Origin of the sequence: Cryobacterium sp. Y11, from assembly GCF_002929535.1 — a bacterium.
Classification (GTDB): Bacteria; Actinomycetota; Actinomycetes; order Actinomycetales; family Microbacteriaceae; genus Cryobacterium.
The window spans coordinates 132346-154555 of sequence record NZ_PJJO01000054.1 but is presented as its reverse complement, the minus strand read 5'-3'; the positions used below and the strand labels follow the sequence as shown (position 1 = coordinate 154555).

20 protein-coding genes are annotated in these 22210 nt (G+C 61.3%); 15 read left to right on the top strand and 5 right to left on the bottom strand.

Annotated features, from left to right (window positions below):
- The first annotated feature begins 39 nt into the window (after positions 1–39).
- From hemQ to CXY75_RS19800, 10 genes are all read left to right on the top strand, one after another.
- Positions 40–792 carry a hydrogen peroxide-dependent heme synthase gene (gene hemQ / locus CXY75_RS07970; RefSeq protein WP_104082287.1) on the top strand — a complete coding sequence of 251 codons (753 nt, stop codon included), beginning with the start codon at positions 40–42 and terminating at the stop codon, positions 790–792.
- Positions 792–1916: a ferrochelatase gene (locus CXY75_RS07965; RefSeq protein ID WP_104082286.1), complete on the top strand. Its 1125-nt coding sequence runs from the start codon at positions 792–794 to the stop codon at positions 1914–1916. The genes hemQ and CXY75_RS07965 overlap by 1 nt, the downstream gene beginning before the upstream one ends.
- Positions 1913–2866 carry a hydroxymethylbilane synthase gene (gene hemC / locus CXY75_RS07960; protein WP_104082285.1) on the top strand — a complete coding sequence of 318 codons (954 nt, stop codon included), beginning with the start codon at positions 1913–1915 and terminating at the stop codon, positions 2864–2866. Before CXY75_RS07965 ends, hemC begins: the two co-directional genes overlap by 4 nt.
- Positions 2863–3651 (top strand): uroporphyrinogen-III synthase, encoded by a 789-nt coding sequence (locus tag CXY75_RS07955; protein ID WP_104082284.1) that lies wholly within the window; start codon positions 2863–2865, stop codon positions 3649–3651. Before hemC ends, CXY75_RS07955 begins: the two co-directional genes overlap by 4 nt.
- Positions 3652–3746: 95 nt before the next feature.
- Positions 3747–4730 (top strand): porphobilinogen synthase, encoded by a 984-nt coding sequence (gene hemB, locus CXY75_RS07950; protein WP_104082283.1) that lies wholly within the window; start codon positions 3747–3749, stop codon positions 4728–4730.
- Complete coding sequence (gene hemL / locus CXY75_RS07945; RefSeq protein ID WP_104082282.1) at positions 4727–6109, top strand: glutamate-1-semialdehyde 2,1-aminomutase; 1383 nt, start codon at positions 4727–4729, stop codon at positions 6107–6109. Before hemB ends, hemL begins: the two co-directional genes overlap by 4 nt.
- A gap of 93 nt (positions 6110–6202) precedes the next feature.
- On the top strand, positions 6203–6553 hold the full coding sequence (locus CXY75_RS07940) for a hypothetical protein (protein WP_104082281.1): 351 nt from the start codon (positions 6203–6205) through the stop codon (positions 6551–6553).
- A gap of 183 nt (positions 6554–6736) precedes the next feature.
- Positions 6737–7462, top strand: a complete 726-nt coding sequence (locus CXY75_RS07935) for a lipoate--protein ligase family protein (protein WP_146069406.1) — start codon at positions 6737–6739, stop codon at positions 7460–7462.
- Positions 7463–7618: 156 nt separating this feature from the next.
- Positions 7619–7840 (top strand): hypothetical protein, encoded by a 222-nt coding sequence (locus tag CXY75_RS07930; RefSeq protein ID WP_104082279.1) that lies wholly within the window; start codon positions 7619–7621, stop codon positions 7838–7840.
- A gap of 60 nt (positions 7841–7900) precedes the next feature.
- Positions 7901–8044 carry a hypothetical protein gene (locus tag CXY75_RS19800; protein ID WP_158251158.1) on the top strand — a complete coding sequence of 48 codons (144 nt, stop codon included), beginning with the start codon at positions 7901–7903 and terminating at the stop codon, positions 8042–8044.
- Between the two features lie 276 nt (positions 8045–8320).
- On the opposite strand, the gene CXY75_RS07925 is transcribed toward CXY75_RS19800, so the two are convergent.
- The 5 genes from CXY75_RS07925 to CXY75_RS07905 form a co-directional block, all read right to left on the bottom strand.
- On the bottom strand, positions 8321–8878 hold the full coding sequence (locus CXY75_RS07925; RefSeq protein WP_104082278.1) for a VOC family protein: 558 nt from the start codon (positions 8876–8878) through the stop codon (positions 8321–8323).
- Between the two features lie 42 nt (positions 8879–8920).
- Positions 8921–10651 (bottom strand): dihydroxyacetone kinase family protein, encoded by a 1731-nt coding sequence (locus CXY75_RS07920; protein ID WP_104082277.1) that lies wholly within the window; start codon positions 10649–10651, stop codon positions 8921–8923.
- On the bottom strand, positions 10648–11472 hold the full coding sequence (locus CXY75_RS07915) for an HAD-IA family hydrolase (protein ID WP_104082358.1): 825 nt from the start codon (positions 11470–11472) through the stop codon (positions 10648–10650). Before CXY75_RS07915 ends, CXY75_RS07920 begins: the two co-directional genes overlap by 4 nt.
- 5 nt (positions 11473–11477) lie before the next feature.
- On the bottom strand, positions 11478–12338 hold the full coding sequence (locus tag CXY75_RS07910; protein ID WP_104082276.1) for a class II fructose-bisphosphate aldolase: 861 nt from the start codon (positions 12336–12338) through the stop codon (positions 11478–11480).
- A 93-nt stretch (positions 12339–12431) separates the two neighbouring features.
- Positions 12432–14285, bottom strand: coding sequence for a GAF domain-containing protein (locus CXY75_RS07905; RefSeq protein WP_104082275.1), 1854 nt, complete (start codon positions 14283–14285; stop codon positions 12432–12434).
- Between the two features lie 246 nt (positions 14286–14531).
- Here CXY75_RS07905 and CXY75_RS07900 point away from each other — a divergent pair, with 246 nt between their 5' ends.
- The 5 genes from CXY75_RS07900 (at position 14532) to CXY75_RS07880 (ending at position 22194) form a co-directional block, all read left to right on the top strand.
- The gene (locus tag CXY75_RS07900; RefSeq protein ID WP_104082274.1) at positions 14532–15560 is read left to right on the top strand and encodes a 6-phosphofructokinase; all 1029 of its coding nucleotides are present in this window, start codon (positions 14532–14534) and stop codon (positions 15558–15560) included.
- 199 nt (positions 15561–15759) lie between these two features.
- A complete protein-coding gene (locus tag CXY75_RS07895; RefSeq protein ID WP_104082273.1) occupies positions 15760–17952 on the top strand; it encodes a thiamine pyrophosphate-dependent enzyme in 2193 nt (730 codons plus the stop codon).
- Positions 17953–19260: a dihydrolipoamide acetyltransferase family protein gene (locus CXY75_RS07890; RefSeq protein ID WP_104082272.1), complete on the top strand. Its 1308-nt coding sequence runs from the start codon at positions 17953–17955 to the stop codon at positions 19258–19260.
- Between the two features lie 236 nt (positions 19261–19496).
- Positions 19497–20552, top strand: coding sequence for a substrate-binding domain-containing protein (locus tag CXY75_RS07885; protein ID WP_199182409.1), 1056 nt, complete (start codon positions 19497–19499; stop codon positions 20550–20552).
- Positions 20479–22194 carry a sugar ABC transporter ATP-binding protein gene (locus CXY75_RS07880; RefSeq protein WP_199182408.1) on the top strand — a complete coding sequence of 572 codons (1716 nt, stop codon included), beginning with the start codon at positions 20479–20481 and terminating at the stop codon, positions 22192–22194. The genes CXY75_RS07885 and CXY75_RS07880 overlap by 74 nt, the downstream gene beginning before the upstream one ends.
- Positions 22195–22210 lie beyond the last annotated feature (16 nt).

Sequence of the window (22210 nt, the reverse complement as noted above, 5' to 3'; positions counted from 1 at the left end):
CCTTTTGGTGCCGGGGGCAATTCAGAGCAGACTAGAGCTATGACTCACCCGGCTGCCGGAGAGGCAGTACCCAACGTTCACCCCGCCACCCCCACCGATACCGAGGTACCCGCGGCTTCGCCGCAAGGGTTCACTCTCTTTACCGTGTTGCGAAAAGACCCGCACAACCCCGATGACCTCGATGGCCGTGATGTTCCTCACGCTGTGAATGAGCTCGACGATGTGGTGGCCCTCATCGAAGCCGAGGGCGTCACCGTTCGCGGCTTCTACGACGTTTCCGGCCTGAAGGCCGATGCCGACGTCATGATCTGGACGCACGCGCCCGAGGCCGAGACTCTGCAGTGGGCCAATCGTGAACTGCGTCGCAGTCGCCTGCTCAAGAGTCTGCTACCCACCTGGAACGCCATGGGCGTGCACCGCGACGCCGAGTTCAACAAGAGCCACGTACCCGCCTTCTTGCGCGGAGTGGAGCCGAAGGGGTGGCTCACCATCTACCCCTTCGTTCGCAGCTATGAGTGGTACCTGCTGCCCGACGCCGAGCGCAGCAAGATGTTGGCAGACCACGGCCGCAAGGGCGCTGCCTACCGCGGAGCCCTCGCCAACACGGTTTCGGCCTTCGCCCTCGGCGACTACGAGTGGCTACTGCCGATCGAGAGCGACGAGCTCACCGAGCTCGTCGACCTCATGCGCGGCCTGCGCGAGACCGAAGCCCGCCTCCACGTGCGCGAAGAGGTTCCGTTCTACACTGGACGCCGCATCTCCAGCGCCGAGCTCGTCGAGGTTCTGCAGTAATGACCCACTACGACGCCGTTCTGTTGGCCGGATTCGGCGGTCCAGAAGGCCAGGACGACGTGATTCCGTTTCTGCGCAACGTAACGGGTGGTCGCGGCATCCCAGAAGCGCGCCTCGAAGAGGTCGCCACCCACTACCGCCACTTCGGCGGCGTCAGCCCGATCAACGATCAGAACCGCGTGCTGAAGGCCGCCCTGCAGGTCGAACTGACCCGTCGCGGCCTCGACCTGCCGGTGATCTGGGGCAACCGCAACTGGGCGCCGTATCTCCGCGACACCATCTCCGACGCCCATGATGCCGGCCACAATCGTCTGCTCGCCATCGCGACCAGCGCCTACAGCTCGTACAGCGGATGCCGCCAGTACCGCGAGGACTTCGCCGCGGCCCTAACCGAAACGGGCCTAAACGACACGGTCCACATCGACAAGATCCGCCAGTTCTTTGACCACCCGGGCTTCGTCACGCCCTTTATCACCGGTGTGACCCAGGGCTTGAAAGACGTCGTGGAGGCCATTCCCGGCATCAACGTTGACACGGAGGTCGAGATCCTGTTCTCGACCCACTCCATTCCGATGACGGATGCCAGCAAGAGCGGCCCGGCCGAGCGTGGCTTCGGCGAGGGTGGCGCCTACGAGGCGCAGCACCGCGCCGTCGCGCAGGTCGTGATGGACTCCCTGGTCGAGCCGGTAGACGGCCAGGCGAAGTTGAAGACCCAGTGGCAGCTCGTCTACCAGTCCCGCAGCGGCCCGCCCAGCATGCCGTGGCTCGAACCCGACATCAACGATGCGATCGCCCTGCTGCCGGAGCGAGGCATCCGCGCCGTGATCATTGTGCCGCTCGGTTTTGTGAGCGACCACATGGAGGTCATGTGGGACCTCGACAACGAGGCCATGGAAACCAGCGCGAAGTTCGGCATTCACGCCGTGCGCGTGCCGACCCCCGGTGTCTCGCCCGATTTCGTGAGCGGTCTCGTCGACCTGATCGAGGAACGCCTGAACGACACCCCCGACGAAGACCGTCCGGCCGCAACCAACCTCGGCCCCTGGTACGACATCTGTCGCCCCGGCTGCTGCGAAAATGTGCGCCTCGGCTTCAAGCCGGCCGTCGCTGGGATGGCACCGTGACCGTTATTCGCGTGGGCACGCGCGCGAGCGCCTTGGCCCTCGCGCAGACCCAAACCATCGTGAACCGCATTGCGGCCTCGGCCGGAGTCGAGGTCGAAGTCGTGCGCGTCACGACACACGGTGACACCTCCACCGAGTCGCTCTCGAGCCTCGGTGGCACCGGTGTGTTCGCGAGTGCCCTGCGCGAGGCCCTGCTGAACGATGAGTGTGACGTCGTTGTGCATTCGTTCAAAGACTTGCCGACCGAACCGCACCAGGGCCTTCGCATTGGCGCAGTACCCAAACGAGCGGATGCCCGCGACGTGCTGGTTGCGCGCGCCGGTTTCACCCTGGACACCCTGCCGGAGGGCGCCCGCGTCGGCACCGGTTCACCGCGCCGCGTCGCCCAGTTGCGGGAGCGTCGCCCGGATTTGACCGTCGTTGACATTCGCGGCAACATCGACACCCGCATCGGGCGCGTCGCCGAGGGCGATCTCGACGCCGTCGTGCTCGCGGCTGCGGGGCTTGGCCGCCTCGGCCGTCTGGATTCCCTCGGCCCCGAGTTTCTGGAGCTGTCGGCCTGGCCGAGTGCTCCCGGCCAGGGTGCGCTGGCGATCGAGGTGCGGGACGGCAAGCCGGAACGTCTGCTCGGTCTGGCACTCGCCGCCATGAACCACGCCTCCACTCAGGCAACGACAACCGCCGAACGCACCGTGTTGGCGCGCCTCGAAGCTGGCTGCGCCGCGCCGGTCGGTGCCACAGCAGTGGTCGATGATGGTCTGCTCTTTCTCACCGCGACCGTGTACAGCCCTGATGGCTCCCGCAAGGTCACCAGTTCACACGCGGCGACTCCCGATTCCCATTCCGCACCCCATCTCGTGGAAGCCGCGCTCGACGTGGCCGAACGAGTGTCCATAGATCTTCTGGCCGGTGGCGCGGCCGAGTTCGCTCCGTTGAAAGTGACCACGTGATCAATCGACTGACCAAGCCCCTCGCAGGCTGGCGCGTTCTCGTTCCGCGCGGCGGCCCCTGGGGCGACCAGGTGGCAGCGAACCTGCGGGCCAAGGGCGCGCACCCGATCGTTGCACCGATGATCAACTTCGCTGCCACCGACGACGCCCCGGCCCTCGACGCGGCCCTGCAGCGCCTTGCCGCGGGCGACTTCGACTGGATGACCATCACGAGCGCTACTACCGTCGACGTTCTGTCGTCGCACCGCGCCGTCGTCGCGCCCGGAACTCGAATCGCTGCGGTCGGCGAGACCACCGCGGCGGCGCTCATCGCAGCCGGTTACCACGTCGATATCGTGCCCTCTGAGGACAACTCCGCCCGCGGACTGTTGGAAGAATGGGAAACCGCGACCGCCGGCGTTATTCCGCTCCGAGTGCTCACCCTGCGGAGTGAGATCGCCAAGCCGCTGCTCACCGAGGGGCTGCGCCGCATTGGCCACGACGTGGAATCGGTCGTCGCCTACCGCACCATCGGTGTTCCGGTCAGTGACCAGGTCGTCGCCGACGTCAAGGCCGGACTCGTGCACGCCGTTCTCGTCACGAGTGGCAGCGTGGCGCGTCAGGTGCGCGAGCAGTTCGGGGATATCCCCGAACGCACGCTCGTGGCCTGCATCGGACCGCAGACTGCCAGAGACTCCCGGGCCCTCGGACTGCGCGTCGACGTTGTCGCCTCGGCGCGCAGCGCCGAGTCCCTCATCGATGCGCTCGTCGATGCCGCGCTCGAGGGAAGCGCTTCGGCAATCTGAGACGCCGCGATGACTGGCTGCGGCATCCGCTTATTCGATCGGGCAGGTAACGAGCAGATAACGAAATGCACAGCCGAGCGGCGTAGGGTACAAGGGTGACCAAACCCGTTATCCGCCCACGACGCCTGCGCACTAGCGGCGCACTCCGTCGCCTGGCCAGTGAAATTCGTGTCCACCCGGCCGAGCTCGTGCTCCCCATGTTCGTGCATGAGGGCGACGCGCAGCGTGCGATCAGCTCGATGCCCGGTGTCGTGCAGCACAGCATCGATAGTGCCCGACGTGCCGTGGTCGAAGCGGCCGAAGCAGGCATCGGCGGCGTGATGCTGTTCGGGGTGCCGGAGGTGCGCGATGCAATCGGAACCGGTGCGACCGACCCCAACGGCATTCTCAACCTGGCCACCCGCGCCCTGGCCTCTGAGATCGGTGATGCGCTCGTGGTGCAGACCGACCTGTGCCTCGACGAATTCACCGACCACGGGCACTGCGGCGTGCTCGCCGCCGACGGCCACGTCGACAACGATGCAACTCTCGAACGCTACCGTGACATGGCGCTGGCCCAGGCTAACGCCGGCTCAGCGCTGCTCGGCCTCTCCGGCATGATGGACGGCCAGGTAGCAGCCGTGCGCGAAACCCTCGACGCTAACGGCTTCGAAGACACCGCAGTGCTGGCGTACTCGGCCAAGTATGCCTCCGCCTTCTACGGCCCGTTCCGGGAGGCCGTCGCCTCAACCCTGGTCGGCGACCGCCGAACCTACCAGCTCGACCCGGCCAACCGTCGTGAGGGCGTGCGCGAAGCCCGGCTCGACATCGCTGAGGGCGCCGACATCGTCATGGTCAAACCGGCCGGCAGCTACCTCGACGTACTCGCCGAGGTCGCCGCTCTGAGTAATATTCCAGTTTGGGCATATCAAGTCTCCGGCGAATACGCGATGATCGAAGCCGCAGCTGCGCAGGGCTGGATTGACCGCCGGCGTGCCGTCGAAGAGTCGGTGCTCAGCATCCGTCGCGCCGGCGCCGACGCTGTACTTACCTATTGGGCCGTTGAACTGGCCACCTGGCTCACAAAGGAGCAAGCATGACCGACGCGCTACGGGCCGACGAAATTCCGCCTACAGTCGAACGCACCCACAACGACGAGCTGTTCGACCGCGCCCGTCGCGTCATCCCCGGCGGGGTCAACTCTCCGGTACGGGCGTTCGGATCGGTCGGTGGTACCCCGCTCTTCTTGGTGAAGGCTGCCGGTGCTTACGTCACCGACTCCGACGGGCGCGAATATGTCGATCTGGTGAATTCGTGGGGACCGGCGATTCTCGGGCACGCGCATCCCGAGGTGATCAAGGCCGTTCAGGATGCCGCAGCTCTCGGTTTGTCCTTTGGCGCCTCAACGCCCGCCGAGACTGAATTGGCCGAACTGGTCGCTGCGCGGGTTGGCGCTGTCGAAAAGCTGCGCCTCGTTTCTACCGGTACCGAAGCCACCATGACCGCCATTCGGCTGGCCCGCGGTTTTACCGGTCGGGACCTGCTGATCAAGTTCGCCGGGCACTACCACGGTCATTCCGACGGGTTGCTGGCCCAGGCCGGTTCCGGCCTCGCGACCCTCGCCCTGCCCGGTTCGGCCGGCGTCACCGCGGCGACCGCCGCGCAGACTCTGGTGCTGCCCTACAACGACCTCGCTGCCGTGCGGGCCGCCTTCGAGGCGCACCCCGGCCGTATTGCTGCCATCATCACCGAGGCCGCCGCTGCCAATATGGGCGTTGTCGCTCCCGATGCCGGCTTCAACGCGGCCCTGTCGGCGATTGCACACGCCAATGGCGCCTTGCTCATCCTCGACGAGGTGCTCACCGGTTTTCGGGTGAGCCGCTCTGGCTTCTGGGGCCTCGAGACGAGCAGCCTGGAGTCGGCCGGCGAGGAGTTTTACACGCCCGACCTGCTCACCTTCGGCAAGATCATCGGCGGTGGCCTGCCGGTTGCCGCGCTCGGTGGTCGGGCCGACGTGATGGACTTTCTCGCACCGTCCGGCCCGGTCTACCAGGCCGGAACGCTGTCGGGCAATCCGGTCGCAGTTGCGGCTGGCATCGCGACCCTCAACCTGCTCGACGAGAGCGTGTACGACCGGCTCAACGCGACCGCCATCATCCTCTCTGAAGCGGTTTCCGCCTCACTCGCCGCCGAGGGTGTCGCTCACCGGGTGCAGCGAGCTGGCAATCTGTTTAGCTTCGTGTTCGGCGACGAGGCGCAGGGTTCGGCCCCGCGTACCTACGCCGACGTGCAACGCCAGGAAACCTTTCGCTACGCCCCGTTCTTTCACGCCATGCTCGATGGCGGCGTGTCGCTGCCGCCCAGCGTGTTCGAGGCTTGGTTCGTCTCCGATGCGCACGATCAGAGCGCCATCGGGCGCATCTTTGAGGCGCTGCCCGCCGCGGCCAAGGCTGCGGCCGCCGCGACGCCGCAGCACTGATCGGCTTCGATTGGAGAGTTCCTGCGCTGAGACATTACCGCTTTGTTCGCGTCAGACAACGAGTTTTCGGCTTGGACCGGGCAGACTGGAACCATGGCTTCCCTGAGCGTGCATTCCGACCGGCTCGAGATCCACCTGACGCGCGCGGAACGAACGCTGGCGCTCCGACGCGAGTCGATCGTGGTGCAGCGGGAAAACATCCGGTCGGTGATTATCACCGAGGATCCGTGGATCTGGCTGCGCGGCATTCGCTCACCCGGATCGATGATTCCGCTCGTTCTGGCCGCCGGAACCTGGAAGTTTCACGGCGGCAAGGACTTCGTCTCGATCAAGCGTCACCGCGCGGCTGTGGTGATCGACCTCGTCGACGAGGAGTTCGCCCGCGTCATTCTCACCAGTCAGCACGCGGCCACCTTCGTCGACTCGCTCAAACTCCCCGCCTGAACGGTCGGGCAGCTGGAGCGGTCTCGTCGCTTGGGTATCGACTTCGAACTACGCTTGACGCCCCGTTTAGCAATGACTCACCACTCCGATTGCCGTTTAGCCGACTCCTGCCGCCCGGATGAGACATCTGAGCCTGGAGTGACGACTCGCAGCCCGGACCCAGCCAATCTGCGAGAATCACGTATGGATGCATTGCTTGTCACTGACAGCGTCGGACAGGGTGCAGCTGGGGATCTGGAAGTATCTCTGCGAATGCTCAGATACGTCGCGGCGAACCCAGAAACTCCCCGGCTGGTTCGGGTCTACCAGCCGAAGCCGACCGTTGCCTTCAGCCGACGCGAGAGCTTGCTCCCTGGATTCCCTGCTGCGGTGAGCGCTGCCGCCGACCACGGGTTTACGCCTGTGATTCGACCCGCCGGAGGACGAGCGGTTGCGTACGATCAATCATGCCTCGTCGTTGATCTTGTAAACGTTGAAGATGGTGCGTACGGAGGTCGTGATAACGAATATCACTTCAAGACGGTGGGGAATCAGTTCGCTGATGCCCTGCGAGAGTTGGGAGTGGATGCGCGGGTGGGTGCCGTACCGGGCGAATACTGCCCCGGAACCTACAGTGTCAATGCACGCGGCCAGGTAAAACTCGTGGGAACGGCGCAACGCGTGACCCGCGGCGCACGGCTCATGAGTGCCTCAATTCCCGTCGCTGAAACTGGTCCACTCATCGATGTACTGGTCGCGGTCAACCGTGAGTTCGACTTCGCGTGGAACGAACGCACATTCGGGTCGGTGCTTTCTGAAACGAGTGGAGTGACCACAGGCGATGTTACGGAGTCCATCGTTCGGGCGTTTATTGGTGATCGGAGCGGCGAAATTCAGTATCATCTCTTAGCGAATCGTGTGCAATCATGATCCGTAAATTACAAGGCGCCAGTTAGTACCAAGGCACGCGCGGTCCCTTCTCATCCGCAAGCCCGGTCAGGGTGGCCTTGAAAATGCAGCGCCACCAATTTTGCACGGCCACTTGGATATGGTCTGCGAAAAGGCAGAGGGGTCGAGTTCGACTTCGTGAACCAACCGCTGAGCCTCGTCGTCGGCTGCGAGTACATCTCGGCGGCGGGAACCTCTCTGGGTACGAACAACGGAATGGGAGTGTCCTATATTCGTGCGTTGCTGGAATCGAACGACATCCCTCATCCACCGCTGGAGGCAGTCCTCACCGCTATGGAGAACAAGGGCAAGGTGGGGCCGGACAGTTCAACGTCGGGCAACTCGGTGGGCGCCGCATGATCGATGTTAACTGGATCACGGACGAAGAGATCCTCGCGGGATGCAGCGGGTGCGCACGAATTGCGCATTGTCGACCCTGTCGGAGGCGCTCAGACCAGTCCAATCCCGGCGGCCGCATCCGTTGTCATCGTCTTCAAAGACGCAGACACTGACTCGATCGAGGCTCTCATTATCGAGCTAGACAGCGAGCTCAAGCGGGGGTGAGAACTTTCTGACCCGAGCGGGTGAACCACAAGTCCGTGGAACGCGTCTGGCCGTTGATCAAGAGCGTCGTGTCGCAACTGGGATAGGCACCTGCCGGCAACGCCGTGGAGCGAGGAGAACGGGGCGGTCCGCGACCAACGAGGTCTCGGACCGCCCCTGCCCGTAGGTGCACACAGTCCTTTCAATGTCCGCGCTCCGTGTCGGGTCGCTGGCCAGTGAAGGGACGAAGTTGGCCGACCCGGTCAAGGCGCCGCCTCAGCACCCCCCGAAATTACCTTAATACGCGGTCTCGGCGACCAGTGCTGGGTGGAATAAGCGGACTCCACCGGATGCTTTGGCCTGGTCGTCGTAGGCGGTGCCGCCGGGCGACGAAACAATCTCAAGCTGCATTCCCCACGGAGCCATGAAATAGCACCACGTGAGCCCCAAGTTGGGACCGGAATCATAGACGGTCGGCTCACCCAAGACCGTGACGTCGTTCTCTTTGAGGTAAGCGACGGCCGCGTAGATGTCGTCGACGTAGAACGCCAAGTGGTGTCCGCCAATGTCGCTATTCTTCGGTTGGATCGAGTTCTGATCAGGAGACTCGTACTCGAAGACCTCAAGGTTGCTCCCATTCCCTAGACGCAGATATCGAAACTCTTTGATGACGGCGCGCGGGTTGACCCGAAGGTGCTCGGTCATCCAGTCAGTGTCGTCGTTCCGGAAATCCGTTGCGGCAACGAAGAGCGTCTGAGCTCCGAGAATCTTCTCGAAGAAATTACACGCCTCGTTAATGTCGGGAACCGTGAAACCGATGTGTTCCATGCCGCGAATACCTGGGATTGCCATCATTAGCTCCTAGTCATGTTTCGTATTTGTATCAGAAGTAGCGGGTTATTTCCGGGCCACAGATGTTGCGAGCAATTCAGCAATTTCCGAGACGATCATCGAAAATGAGATTGCGCCCGGGTCAGCAGAGCCGACCGATCGCTCTGCCAGTACCCGCGCTCGCCCAATGAGCGGCACGAGCGCTGCTGTTGCCGCCGCTGCATCCCGAGACGTTTTGGCTGCTACCTTCCACGCATCGGTTGCGGACGCACCGTTCGCAACTGCCAACTCGAAGGCATCGGCAAACGGAACTTGGGCATCAACCATCGTTTTGTCACCGAGGGATGCGCCGCCGAGCTGAATAATGGAGGCGACGAATGCCCGGATCGCACGGGATTGAGCGGCCGCGTCCGGGGACGCATCATCGCCCAGCGCGTTACCGGCGGCGGTAAGTGCGGCGCCCCACAAAGCGCCTGACGCGCCACCGGCTTGTTCAGACCAACGATCGCCTGCACCCACAAGAGCAGTTTGTGCGCCGGCACCCTCTGATACCAGCCACTGAACAGCCTCAGCGGCGGCGTGAGATCCCCGAGTCATGCCTATACCGTGATCGCCATCGCCCGCGATTGCATCCAAGTCGCCGAGCATCTCGGCATTTTCGGCAATGAGATCTCTCACCCGACTGAGGCCTTCGGAGATGAGTGCGGCGGCCGTGCACGATTGGTCTCCTCCCCGCGTGTGTACTTTCAACGGCTCCGCTGCGGTGTTGAAGATGCGGTCAGCGGGCAGCTGATTCGCCGTCATGGGGAAACGCTGTACTGCTGGCGTGTCGCACGGCGCAAACCAATATTTTTCGATCTCATCGTCGAGCCAGATCAGCGAGAGTGATACCCCGCCCATGTCGAGCGAGGTCATGAACTCTCCGACTTCACCGTCGACAACGTCGAGCCCAGCAGCCTTTAGTCGGGTTTTTACCGAGCGATAGGTGACGAACAACTCTTCATACTTGGCTGACCCAAGGCCATTGAGAACGGCGATGACGCGCTTTCCTGGGTTTACGGGGACGTCTTCGAGAAGCTTATCCACGAGGAGCTTCGCCACGTCGTCAGCAGTTCCGAGATCAGTTTCGTAGATGCCAGCTTCGCCGTGTACACCGAGGCCGACACCGATTTTTCCCTCGGGAACTTCGAACAGAGGGTGGCCAGCGCCGGGGAGGGTGCAGCCGGAAAAGGCAGCGCCGAAGGTACGTGTGCGGTCGTTAACGTTATTGAAAACCCGCACGACCTCGTCGATATCGAGTCCAGCTTCAGCGGCAGCAGAAGTGACTTTCAGTACGGCCAGTCCGCCCGCGATACCGCGGCGTTTGGAATGGTTCTCTATGGTGGCGGATGCGACGTCGTCGGTAATGACGCAGGTTCGCACCTCGAGACCATCGGCTCGCAGCCGCTCTGCTGCCTGACCGAAGTGCAAAACATCGCCCGCGTAGTTCAGGAAGGCGATTATTACGCCGCCACCTTGATCGGCGGCCCTGGCCACGCTGCAAGCCTGAGAGGCGGAGGGGGAGGAGAAGATGTTGCCAGTGACGGCCCCATCGAGCAGGCCAGTGCCAACCCACCCCAGGAACCCCGGGTAGTGTCCAGTGCCGCCGCCAGAAATGACGGCCACCTTTCCCGGTCGTGATTCCGTGCCGCGAACGACACCTCCGAAGACTTTGCGTACGTAGCGCGAATTTGATTCGATGAATCCCTCGACCAGCTCAGCCGGAAAGTCCGCGGGATTGTTAACTAGGCGCGTCATGACGCGACCTTCCTGTTGTAGTGAACGTGCGTTTCATGCTTGAAACGAGGTACAGCGAGAATTCGACTGAGATCAATGAGCGAGACGAGGGCTCCGGGCCCGATCCGCAATGGATCATTGAGTACTCGAGTCGTTTCGCCAGGTGACGGGTCACCGAGCGAAGAAACGACGAGCGATGCATCGGAGAAGTCTTCATCTACGGTAAAAGTGCTCACCGTAACGACGGTGCGTAGACCCGCGCTTACGGCGGCCCTCAGGCCGTTGTTACTGTCTTCTATGACAATCACGTCGTCGGCATCAACTCCAAGCTCGTCTACGGCAAGCAGGTAGATATCAGGGGCAGGCTTCTTGGCCGGCACGATATCCCCGGCGAAGACCGAAAACTGTGCAGCGAGATCAGCCCCGACGGCATGTCCGAGCACGGCGCGAACGGAAGCTTCCGCAGACGTTGAGGCGCAGGCTAGATTCCAGCCGGCCGTGCTCGCCGCATGCACAATTCGCGCGATCCCGGGGCGGGCTGGCATCACTCCGTCCGCGACGAGGTTCGTGTAGATCTCCGTCTTCTTGCGGTGCCAGGCCGCGATAATTTCCGTCTGACCAGCGATATCGCGGGGCAAGCTGGCATCCGCGACAAACTCGGGAGTGAGAAGACTCTTCAGCCGTTCCTTGCCTCCGCCGATGCGCACCTTGTCGGCGTAATCGACGACGCTCCAACGTACTGGTAGATCATAAAACGCGAATGTCTCGTTGAAGGCTCTGAGGTGGCCATCTTGCTCGGTGTCGGCGAGAACACCGTCGCAGTCGAAAATAAGCGTGGGCACCGCTGTCACCAGGCCTTTCCGGCACTGCCGAACTGCTGGGCGAGGTCGTTTACAAGTTCGGTGAGGTCGCGGCTTACCGACGTAAACAGCGAAGGCGGGTCCCACTTATTGGCCTTTTCTGTCTCTCGAAGGAATGAAAGGTTGGACTTCATGTATGCCTCTTTCATAGCGGTAGAGATATTGACCTTGGCGGCACCCCGGGAGATTAAGTCCTGGAACTGCGCCGTGGTCAGCCCACTGCCGCCGTGCAGCGCGATGGGGATCGGAAGACGCTCAACAATGTCGGATACGCGCTGGACGTCCAGGACCGGGGCGCTTGTGTAACTGCCATGGGCATTACCGATGGATGGGGCAAATACGTCGACTCCGGTAGCTTCGATAAAGCGCAATGAAGTTTCGAGTGATTCGCGGGCAGCCTCGGTATCTGAGCCGTGTCCGTCTTCGACACCTGTAATCGCCTCGATTTCGCCTTCCACGTCTGCGCCGAATGACCGAGCCTCCTTCACGACCTCGATCGTCTGGCGTTGGTTCTCAGCAACGGGTAGTTCCGATGCATCGAACAGCACGGAATTCCAGCCCTCACGGAGACAGGTTGAGAGCACCTCACGGTCGGGGCAATGATCCAGGTGCAGTGTGACCGGGATAGTGATGCCATCCGTCATGGAGCGCCACATACTGGCCAATGCCTTGGGACCAATGCTACGAACGGTCTTGACCGACGTCTGCACGATGACGGGCGAGTTCGCCCTGACCGCACCGGCCAGCACAGCTTCCAACGTCAGGTCGTTGAAAATATTGATGGCCGGTACGCCATACCGCTCCCTGAATGCTCGATCCAGAATTTCTCTCAGTGGTACGACTCCCACAGCAACCTCCTTGTTTGACTGCCCTCACACTAAGAGAGGTAGCCAGTCGGGGGCTATTAGGAGTTCCCCCTCCGTGCGGAGTAGGGGAATCCTCTATAGGGCGGAGTAGCCGGAGTGCTGCGTCGCGGAGCCGCTCATGCTCACCAGCATCGTTCGATTGCGAGCTCCAGTCTTTCGCAGCAGAGATCCGACGTGCTTCTCGACGGTCTTGACGGATATCGCGAGTAAGGTCGCGATTTGTTTGTCAGGCAACCCCTGTGCAACCATTTCGCGCACTTCTCGTTCACGAGCAGTGGGGGAGTCTGCTCCGCCGAGTCCGGCGCGAGAAGACTCCCTGAGGTGCTCAAGCATGTTGCCGTCGATCAGCGCGTCCCCCTGCGCCGCAGCCACGATGATGCGCACGATAGCGTCGACATTTGACCCGCGCTTGATATAGCCGCGCACGCCTGCTTGGGTCGCGAAGCGCATTTGGTCTGCTGTTGGATTGTCTGTCAGCACGACGATGGCCATCTTGGGGTCAAGTGCGCGGACCTTGCCTATCGTGCCGGAAAGGTCGCTCTGAAGCATTTGGAGATCGACCAAGAGTACGTCGGGACGTAAAAGCTCGTAGGCGTCGAGCAGTTGGGCGAGGGTGTTGACCTCGGCGGTCACATTGATGGCGGGCTCGTTGAGGTGTAATAGCCGCACGAGGCCGGCACTGACAATTGGCTGGTCGTTGGCGATTAGTACTTTCCAACGCGGCTGAACCGCGCCGCCGGGCCCCGGCCCGACATCCGGAATTGTTGCCCGCACCTTCGTGCCCCAACCGGGAGTGGTCTCGATGTTCAACTCCCCACCCAAGTGGCTAACCCGCGAAGCCATCCCGTGCAATCCGAGGCAGCCCGAGGGAAGAGATGAATGGTCACCATGGGCAGCTTGCAAATCGAAGCCACGGCCGTCATCTTCGATCAGAACGGAGGCCTCGTGTGTTCTGTAAATAAGGCCGACGCGAACGGTACTCGCCCGGGCGTGCTTGACGACATTACCCAAGGCCTCTTGGACAATTTTAAACGCTTGGTGCGCGATCTCGGGCGGGAGCTCCCGCGGGGTGCCTACAACGACGAGGGTTGTCGATGCAGCGCTCATCGACTCGACCCAAGTGAGCTCTGATCCGACAGCCTCTGCCAAAGTGCGCCCGGCGAGGGCAGTTGGGCCCAGACCGAGCGCTGTACGCCGTGTCTCGGACAGTGCATCCAATGCGATGGCGCGTGCGGTTCCAATGTGCTGCTTGGCTGGCTTGTCGTCCCTGATGTCCTCTTCGGCCTCATCGAGACTGAGAAGGAGTGATGCCAGGGAACGACCGACCGTTTCATGCACATCACGCACGGATCTCTCGCGTTCCTCCGCGATCGCAGCCTCACGTTCTCGTTCGGATGCTCGGCCATGGAGGCGGGAATTGGCCAGCGCGATCGCTGCATGGTTGGCGAACAGTTCGGCTAGGCGTGCATCTGCCTCGGTGAAGACGCGACCGGGGCTCGCGCTGAAGATTATGCAACTGCCAATCACCTCGCCATCCCAGAGAATAGGCACGCCGATAACCGAGCAGTGCCATCGCGGGTCATCGGCGGAGATATGTCCGGCGCGTACTTGGGCGTATTCGTCCAGTATGATTGTGCCTCGTTTGCGCACGACTTCACCCGTGAAGCCTTCAGAGAGCGGGAATGTCTGGCCCTCCTGGCAGCCGACGCCAACATCGGCCTTTTTCGTGTACGTTCCAAGTTTTTCATCTACGAGCGAGATCGACCCCGAATCGCATCCTAGGAGTATCGTGGCGTGGCGCAAGATGCGCTCGAGTAGCGGAGAGAGTTCAAAACGACCAGCGAGGTCGCGTGCCAGTTCGGTCACGGTGTCGAGCTGCTGCTGGAGGCTATCGAACGTCGCCGAGTGCACGTCTATTTTGCTCTGCATCTTTGCTGTTCCATCCGACCGACGTACGCATCGAAGACGGTGACCATCCCTCGCGGCCTCGGTGCCGGGAGAACGAGCGTTACGCTATTTTCACATTAAACCATTGATTGTTGTGCTGGTTTACCCTCATCGTCGGGTCGGGGAACTCCTCATGGTTTCAACCTCAGCTACGTGGTTACCTGACATGGTCGCCGCCGCAGAAGGTCGCGACCACGACGGTATGGAGAAAGTGGTGGGGAACGACTGATGGCGCGCATAGGAATTCTAACCAGCGGCGGGGATTGTCCCGGACTCAACGCGGTGATCCGCGCCTGTGTCTTGCGCGGTATCCGGGGGCACAAAGATGAATTCTTTGGGCTGCTCGATGGATGGAGGGGAGTGGTCGAGCAAAACGCCATCGAACTCGACTGGAAAAGCGTGCGCGGCATCGCGAAGCTTGGCGGCACCATTCTGGGCACGTCCCGCACCTCGCCGTTCGACGATGGAGGCACCGTTCAGAAGGTCGTGGCCAATTTGCGTTTAATGCGACTCGACGCACTGATCGTGATCGGTGGTGAAGGCACCCTGACGGTGGCCAAAATGCTCAGCGATGAGGGCGTGCGCATTATCGGTGTGCCTAAGACGGTGGACAATGACATTTCGGCAACAGATTACACCTTTGGATTCGACACGGCCGTCGAGATTGCTACCGAAGCGATCGACCGGCTGAAGACTACCGGAGAGTCGCATCATCGTTGTATGATCGCCGAAGTCATGGGAAGGCATGTCGGCTGGATCGCCCTCCACGCAGGGATGGCCACCAGCGCACACGCCATCTTAATTCCCGAACAAAACGCGACGATCGATGAGATCTGCGACTGGGTTGGCAAGCCATTCCAGCGTGGCCGTCCTCCCCTGATCGTGGTGGCGGAGGGATTCGTGCCCGACGGCATGACGAGCGCGCATTCCGCACGCGGACTCGACGCGTTCTCTCGCCCCCGTCTCGGCGGAATCGGCGAATTCCTCGCTCCCACCATCGAAGAGCGCACCGGAATCGAGACTCGCTCGACCACTCTCGGTCATATCCAACGCGGTGGTGTACCGAGTGCTTCGGATCGGGTATTAGCTACCAGACTGGGCATGGCGGCAGTCGACGCAGCGCACGACGAAGACTGGGGTCAGATGGTGGCCGTGCGCTCCACGGAGATCGTTCGGGTTGACCTCAGCGAGGCGATCGGCCAGCTCAAGACCGTTCCGCAGAGCCGTTATGACGAGGCTCTAACGCTGTTTGGATAGTCGCCAGGTCGATGACGTAGGGGCTTCCCTACCGTCAGGGATAGGGGGAAGTCCTAATTTCTGTCGCTCCCGCCCGCCTATAGCGTTGGTACAACAGCACTGATCGGGTCGCCGAGCTTCGCAGAGTCACCATCCTGCGCGTGAACTGCGAATTACCACCTTTCTTCACTATGCAGCGCCGAGAGTAAACGAGGAATCGATGCCCAGTATTAAGAACCTTCAGCCAGCGTCCCCCTGGGTCGAACTCCAGGCCACGCAGAAAGATTGGGATGCGGCCGACCCAGCGCTACTGAAGACCATGCTCACTCAGATGCACCTGGTTAGGGCGTTCGAGGAGACCGTGCTTGTTCTCGCCGGGCAGAAGCTGATAAATGGTCCGGCGCACTCCAGCATTGGGCAGGAGGGCGGCGCAGTCGGTTCGATCATGGGATTGACGGCCGCCGACCAGATCAATGGTTCGCACCGCGGCCATCACCAGTTCCTCGCTAAGGCGTTGGGCTTCGTCTCGCCCAGTGGTTTCGATCCCACCGCAGAATTTTCTGACGACGTACGCACAGTGCTGCGGCGCGGCCTGGCCGAGATCTGTGGATTGGCAGACGGCTACTGCGGCGGTCGCGGCGGCTCCATGCACCTGCAGTGGATCGAGGCGGGAGCGATGGGCACCAATGCCATCGTCGGCGGCGCGGTTCCCTTCGCTGCTGGATTTGCTTGGTCGAGCAAGCAGGCGAAGACCGATGCCGTCTCGGTGAGCTATTTCGGCGACGGTGCTATGAACATCGGTTCAGTGCTGGAATCACTCAACCTTGCCTCGGCCTGGGACCTGCCGGTGTGTTTCTTTGTGGAAAACAACCGGTACGCCGTATCAACGACTGTCGAAGAGGCCACCGGTGAGCCCCGGCTGTCTGCTCGCGCTCTCGGGTTCAATATAGCGAGCTGGCGCGTTGACGGGATGGATCCTTTAGCTGTGCATCTCGCCATGGGTGAGGCGCTCCAGCACATGCGCGCCGGTAAAGGCCCGACCATGATCGAGGCCAATGTTTACAGGTACTTTCACCAAAATGGTCCGTTCCCCGGCAGCGCTTTCGGCTACCGCGAGAAAGCCGAAGAAACGGAATGGCGTGAACGTGACCCCCTGCGGATGGTCGAGTCTCATCTTTTGCGGCGCAAGCTGATATCGGAGGAAGAGGTCACCGAGCTTCGCGCAAAAGTCAAGAAAGTTATGGCTGATGTGTCGAATAACCTGCTTGAGGCAGACCCTGCCGGTCAGGGAACGCAACGCTTTCGTCCCGAATTGTGGCCGGACCCAAGCCTGATTGACACAGGAATCCGCGGCGACCTGAGCGAATTCACCGGGGTCGATTTTAAGGAGGCGAAGGACTTCGCTGGCAAAACAGTCACGAAGAAGTTTGTCGACGTCGTAGCAGCGGTCATGGGGCGTCGGATGGAGCAAGACGACTCGATCGTTGTAATGGGCGAGGATGTGCATAAAATGTCCGGGGGACCGCGAGGGGCCACCAAGGGGCTGAAAGACGCCTTCCCCGACCGGGTGCTCGGCACGCCGATCAGCGAGGCGGGGTTTACCGGTCTTGCCGGTGGCATGGCCCTCGATGGGCGTTACCGTCCCGTGGTTGAGCTGATGTACGCTGACTTCATTTGGGTTGCAGCGGACCAGATCTTTAACCAAATCGGCAAGGCCAGACATATGTTTGGCGGTAAGCACGACATGCCACTCGTGATGCGGATCAAAATTGGAACGCGTACCGGCTACGGCTCGCAGCACTCGATGGATCCGGCGGGAATAATGAACACGTCAGTGGGCTGGCGCATTGCCGCGCCTTCGACGGCCCTGGACTACATCGGTATGATGAACAGCTCACTTCGTTGCAATGACCCGGTCGCGGTGCTGGAGCACGACTCCGACCTCTACAAGACGTCATTCGACGTGCCGGAGACGGACCTAGACTTCTATATCCCGATTGGCTCGGCCGCGGTTCGGCGCGAAGGCAAGGCCGTCACGATCATCACGTACCTAGCTATGGTGCAGCAGTCGCTCGATGCGGTTGAAGCTGCCGGTATCGATGCGGAGGTCATCGACCTGCGCTGGCTTGACGCGGCCAGCATTGACTGGGACACGATCGGCGAAAGCATACGCAAGACAAATAATGTGCTTCTCGTCGAGCAGGGGTCGCACGGGACGTCCTACGGGGCGTGGCTGAGTGATGAGATCCAGCGCCGATTCTTCGACTGGCTGGACTCCCCCATTGCCCGCGTGACCGGCGCTGAATCGTCACCGAGCATCAGTAAGGTGCTCGAAAAAGCTGCGATCGCCGACACCGATACGGTTATCGCCTCGTTGACCGAGCTTTTTGGTGCACGTAAGGGCGTGAAGTAGATGGCTTCTATCTTGCGCATGCCCGGTATTTCAGCGGATGCCGAAGAGGCAGTCCTCCTCGAATGGTTGATCCAGGAGAGTGGAGAGTTCCACCCTGGCGACGCATTGGCCACAGTGGAGACCGAGAAAGCGAACGTTGAAATCGAGGCGGACCAGGACGCCGTCCTGTGGCGAACCCTCGCCGAGCCCGGCACTTCTGTTGCCGTCGGCGCCCCGATCGCCGTGCTCATCGCAGTGGATGAAATCGTCGGTGACGACGCCTCAGTTTTCGCTGCACTCGGATTGTCTGTGCCGGGAGGCCCAGGAGTCACGGTGTCGGCAGTGCCGGACCAGCTTCCGCAGGCTCCGATTGATCGGGCTGTGCCGGTCGCGACCGTGCCGACGTCGCTCACCCACGGCCGCATCTTCGCCTCGCCCCTCGCGCGCAGGATCGCTCGGGAAAACAATGTCGATGTTGCCGATATCGAGGGCACAGGGCCTGGCCAGCGCATTGTACGAGATGACGTTCACCGCGCTATTACTGCCCTGGCTGAGCGAGTTAAAGCACCTGACGAAGCCGCCATCACAATACCGCTGACACCCGGGGTGCCGTCCCAGAAGGCTCCAGCCCGAGTCGAAGCGCTCGGCACGGGATATACCGATATTCCGCACAGCGGGATACGCCGAGCCGTTGCCCGGTTCTTGACGCAGAGCAAGCGTGATGCCCCGCATTTTTACCTCAATGCGACCTGCCGGGTGGACGCGCTGCTTGCGCTGCGGCATCAGCTCAACGCGGATGCCGTGGTTCGCGTATCCATTAACGATTTTGTCGTGAAAGCGGTCGCCAAGGCGCTTGCTGAGGTCCCCGAGATGAACGTGATCTGGATGGACGATGCCGTCCGGCGGTACGACTCGGTCGATATCTCCGTGGCAATCGGAAGTGAAAGGGGGCTTGTGACCCCTGTTATCCGATCGGCAGAAAAACTCAGTCTGACAGAGATCTCCAATCAAGTACGTGACTTCGCGGTGCGTGCCAATGAGGGCAGATTGAAGCAGAATGAACTTGAAGGTGGCGCCTTCACCGTTACAAACCTGGGAATGTTTGGCGTAGAGAGCTTCTCAGCCATCATCAATCCACCACAGGCCGGGATCTTAGCGGTCGGTGCGGTGATTCAACAGCCCGTGGTCGTTGACGGGGAACTCACAGTGGGCAGCACCCTCACGGTGACGATCTCAGTCGACCATCGCCCGGTCGATGGCGTGCTCGCTGCCCGGTGGCTGCAACGATTTAAAGCGCTCATTGAGAATCCACTTTCGATCCTTACCTAAGCGAGGAGACTCGCCGCACCAGGTGTCCGTAATGCCGCACGCCCCGAATCGAGGTTCGGGGCGTGCGGCATTTGAGGCACGATACGGGTGTGAGCCAGTACGTAGGGACTTCCCTACCGCACTATAGGGAAAGTCCCAATTTTGACTGAGTACGGGCCTGTATAGCGTTGCAGCAGGCACTCAAGGGCCCTCAGCGGCCGACTACGGCCACCCTCACAGTTCAAAGGAGAACTCGAATGATCACCAAGCGCAGGCTAATCACGGGAATGGTGGTCGCATTCGCAACCGTCGCTATGGCCACCGGCTGCAGCAGCGTCGGCGATGTAGGAGGGGGTGCTCCAGCGGCCGCCGCTGGCGGCTCGGAGGGCGCGTTTCGTATCGCGACCGTCTCTAAAGTCGAGGGAATCACCTGGTTCCAGCGCATGAGCGAGGGCGTCACCATGTTCAACGACGACAACTCTGACACCGTCGAGGCGTGGCAAACGGGACCGGACACGGGGGACTCGGCCAAGCAAGTTGCCATCGTCGAAGACCTCATCGCACAGGGGGTCGACGCCATCATCGTTGTGCCCAACGACCCGCTGGGCATTGCACCCACCCTGAAGAAAGCCCGTGACCAGGGAATCATCGTCGGCACGACGGAGGCGGCAGCACTCGTTGGCACCGACGCTATCGACTTTGACATCGAAGCCTTCGACAACGTGGCCTTCGGTGAGGGATTCGCCAAGGGCCTGGCAGAGGCCATGGGGGGCAAGGGGGACTATGTCGGCAGTGTTGGCTCGTTGACCAGTGAGTCCCACATGACGTGGTTCACATCAGCGGTTGCTTACCTCGAGAAGAACCACCCCGACATGCACCTTGTCGCCGATCAGCCGTACGAGAACGACAACGACGATGCCAAGTCGCGCGCTTCCGCCCAGGAGATTGTCAACGCGTATCCCGATCTTGGGGGCTTCCTCGCAACGACGCCGTCCGGCGGCTCCGGCATGGCATCCGTGCTCAAGGAGAAGAACATTACGGACATCGCCAACGTGAGCCTGAGCTTGCCGTCCGTTTCCGGGCCGGATCTCGATGCCGGTTGGATGAGCTACGCACAGACCTGGGACCCGGCTGGCTGGGGTTACGCCCTGAACGCGGTCGCCCTCGCCATGCTGAACGGCGAGACGGTGGCCACCGGAGACGACCTCGGCTACGACGGCTACAACAGCGTCACCGTCGATGGCCAGCTTATTCTGGGCAACGCCACGATGGAACTGCGTAAGGGCGAGCCGGCAGCTCCGTACGCCTTCTAACCAGACAGCACACTTGTGCGGGGAGGGCTGTCTTCTAGCTCTCCCCGCAACCCATTTCTTTTCCCAATCTCGCATTTTCGCGACAGTATCAGGACGGTCGATCATGATCGGTAAGCCCCTACTCACAGCCTCAAACATCTCCATTTCATTCGGCGGCGTTAAGGCACTGCGCGGTGTAGATTTCACAATCGGCGAGGGAGAGATTCTCTGCCTCGCCGGCGAGAACGGCTGCGGAAAGTCAACCTTCACGAAGATCATCTCCGGCGTCTACACGCCCGATACTGGTGCAATTACAATCGGGGACGAGACCGTAGGTAGTTTGACCCCGCGAAGTGCCATCGCTGCAGGCGTGCAGGTGATTTACCAGGACCTTTCACTCTTTGGTCATCTGAGTGTGGCCGAGAACATTGCTGTCAATCGAATGATGCACGACGGCTCTAAGTTCGTACGCAGCAGCGCGATGCGTGACATCGCGCGCCAACAATTAGAACGTGTCGGCGTCGACCTCGACCTAGACGTTCCCGTATCAACCCTCTCGGTCGCGAACAAACAAATTGTCGCCATCTGTCGGGCGCTTAGCATGGAGGCTCGTCTCCTCTTTATGGATGAGCCAACCACCGCGCTCACCGGTCGCGAGGTCACCCGGTTGCTGTCAATAATCCTCGACCTCAAGGCACGGGGCCTGTCGATCGTTTTCATCAGTCACAAGCTCGACGAAGTATTCAAGATCGCTGACAGCATCACCATTTTCCGCGACGGTCGAAAGGTCGGTGATTTTCAAGCGAACGAGCTCGACGAGCTCAGCCTGAGTCGCCACATGACAGGTCGCGACGTGACGTACACGAGATACCATCGCACTCGCCCCGAGTCGGAACCACTGTTGGAAATCAGTAACCTCAGCCGCAAAGGCAACTATTCGGGCATCGATCTTGCTGTGCGCCCGGGCGACATCGTTGGCCTCACGGGACTGCTCGGCTCAGGCCGCACGGAAATTGCGCTGACGCTCTTCGGGTTGAACAAGCCGGATGGTGGCGAGATCAAGGTCAACGGGAAGCCGGTTGTCCTCAAAGCCCCGTGGGACGCCATGAGACACGGCATAGCCCTTCTGCCCGAAGAGCGGGGGAGCCAGGGGCTCTTCGCGACGCAGTCCGTCGAAGCCAACATCTCGGTCACGATGCTTGACCGCATCCTGAATCCAATGAAGATCCTCAATCACAAGACGGAGAAGGCTCTAGCGACACGAGTGGTCAACGAGATGGGCGTCAATAACAAGGACACGTCGCTCGCCGTCGCCAATTTATCGGGTGGCAACCAGCAGAAAGTTGTACTGGGAAAGTGGATCGCCCGCGAACCTCAAATCTTCATCCTTGACAGCCCCACCGTAGGCATCGACATCGGCTCGAAATCGGAGATTTACGACAAGATTCATCGCCTCGCCGAGAGCGGCATGGGCGTAATTTTCATCTCCGACGAGCCAGAAGAAATTGTGGCGAACTGCAACCGAGTCGTCGTCATGCACGACGGCGAAATCCTCGAGAGATTCGACGAATCACAGGTGCGAGCCGACAACTTTAAGGACGAACTCGTCCAAATCATCAACGATCCCGAATATCGGGTTCACCAGGCCGCGGGTGAGAGGTAACAGCCCATGCAACGAC

Bases quoted from the DNA above. Each gene is read 5' to 3' on its own strand.
- hemQ (WP_104082287.1), top strand. From the start codon at position 40: ATGACTCACCCGGCTGCCGGAGAGGCAGTACCCAACGTTCACCCCGCC.
- CXY75_RS07965 (WP_104082286.1), top strand. From the start codon at position 792: ATGACCCACTACGACGCCGTTCTGTTGGCCGGATTCGGCGGTCCAGAA.
- hemL (WP_104082282.1), top strand. From the start codon at position 4,727: ATGACCGACGCGCTACGGGCCGACGAAATTCCGCCTACAGTCGAACGC.
- CXY75_RS07940 (WP_104082281.1), top strand. From the start codon at position 6,203: ATGGCTTCCCTGAGCGTGCATTCCGACCGGCTCGAGATCCACCTGACG.
- CXY75_RS07935 (WP_146069406.1), top strand. From the start codon at position 6,737: ATGGATGCATTGCTTGTCACTGACAGCGTCGGACAGGGTGCAGCTGGG.
- CXY75_RS07925 (WP_104082278.1), bottom strand. From the start codon at position 8,878: ATGATGGCAATCCCAGGTATTCGCGGCATGGAACACATCGGTTTCACG.
- CXY75_RS07920 (WP_104082277.1), bottom strand. From the start codon at position 10,651: ATGACGCGCCTAGTTAACAATCCCGCGGACTTTCCGGCTGAGCTGGTC.
- CXY75_RS07905 (WP_104082275.1), bottom strand. From the start codon at position 14,285: ATGCAGAGCAAAATAGACGTGCACTCGGCGACGTTCGATAGCCTCCAG.
- CXY75_RS07900 (WP_104082274.1), top strand. From the start codon at position 14,532: ATGGCGCGCATAGGAATTCTAACCAGCGGCGGGGATTGTCCCGGACTC.
- CXY75_RS07895 (WP_104082273.1), top strand. From the start codon at position 15,760: ATGCCCAGTATTAAGAACCTTCAGCCAGCGTCCCCCTGGGTCGAACTC.
- CXY75_RS07890 (WP_104082272.1), top strand. From the start codon at position 17,953: ATGGCTTCTATCTTGCGCATGCCCGGTATTTCAGCGGATGCCGAAGAG.
- CXY75_RS07885 (WP_199182409.1), top strand. From the start codon at position 19,497: ATGATCACCAAGCGCAGGCTAATCACGGGAATGGTGGTCGCATTCGCA.
- CXY75_RS07880 (WP_199182408.1), top strand. From the start codon at position 20,479: ATGGCCAGCTTATTCTGGGCAACGCCACGATGGAACTGCGTAAGGGCG.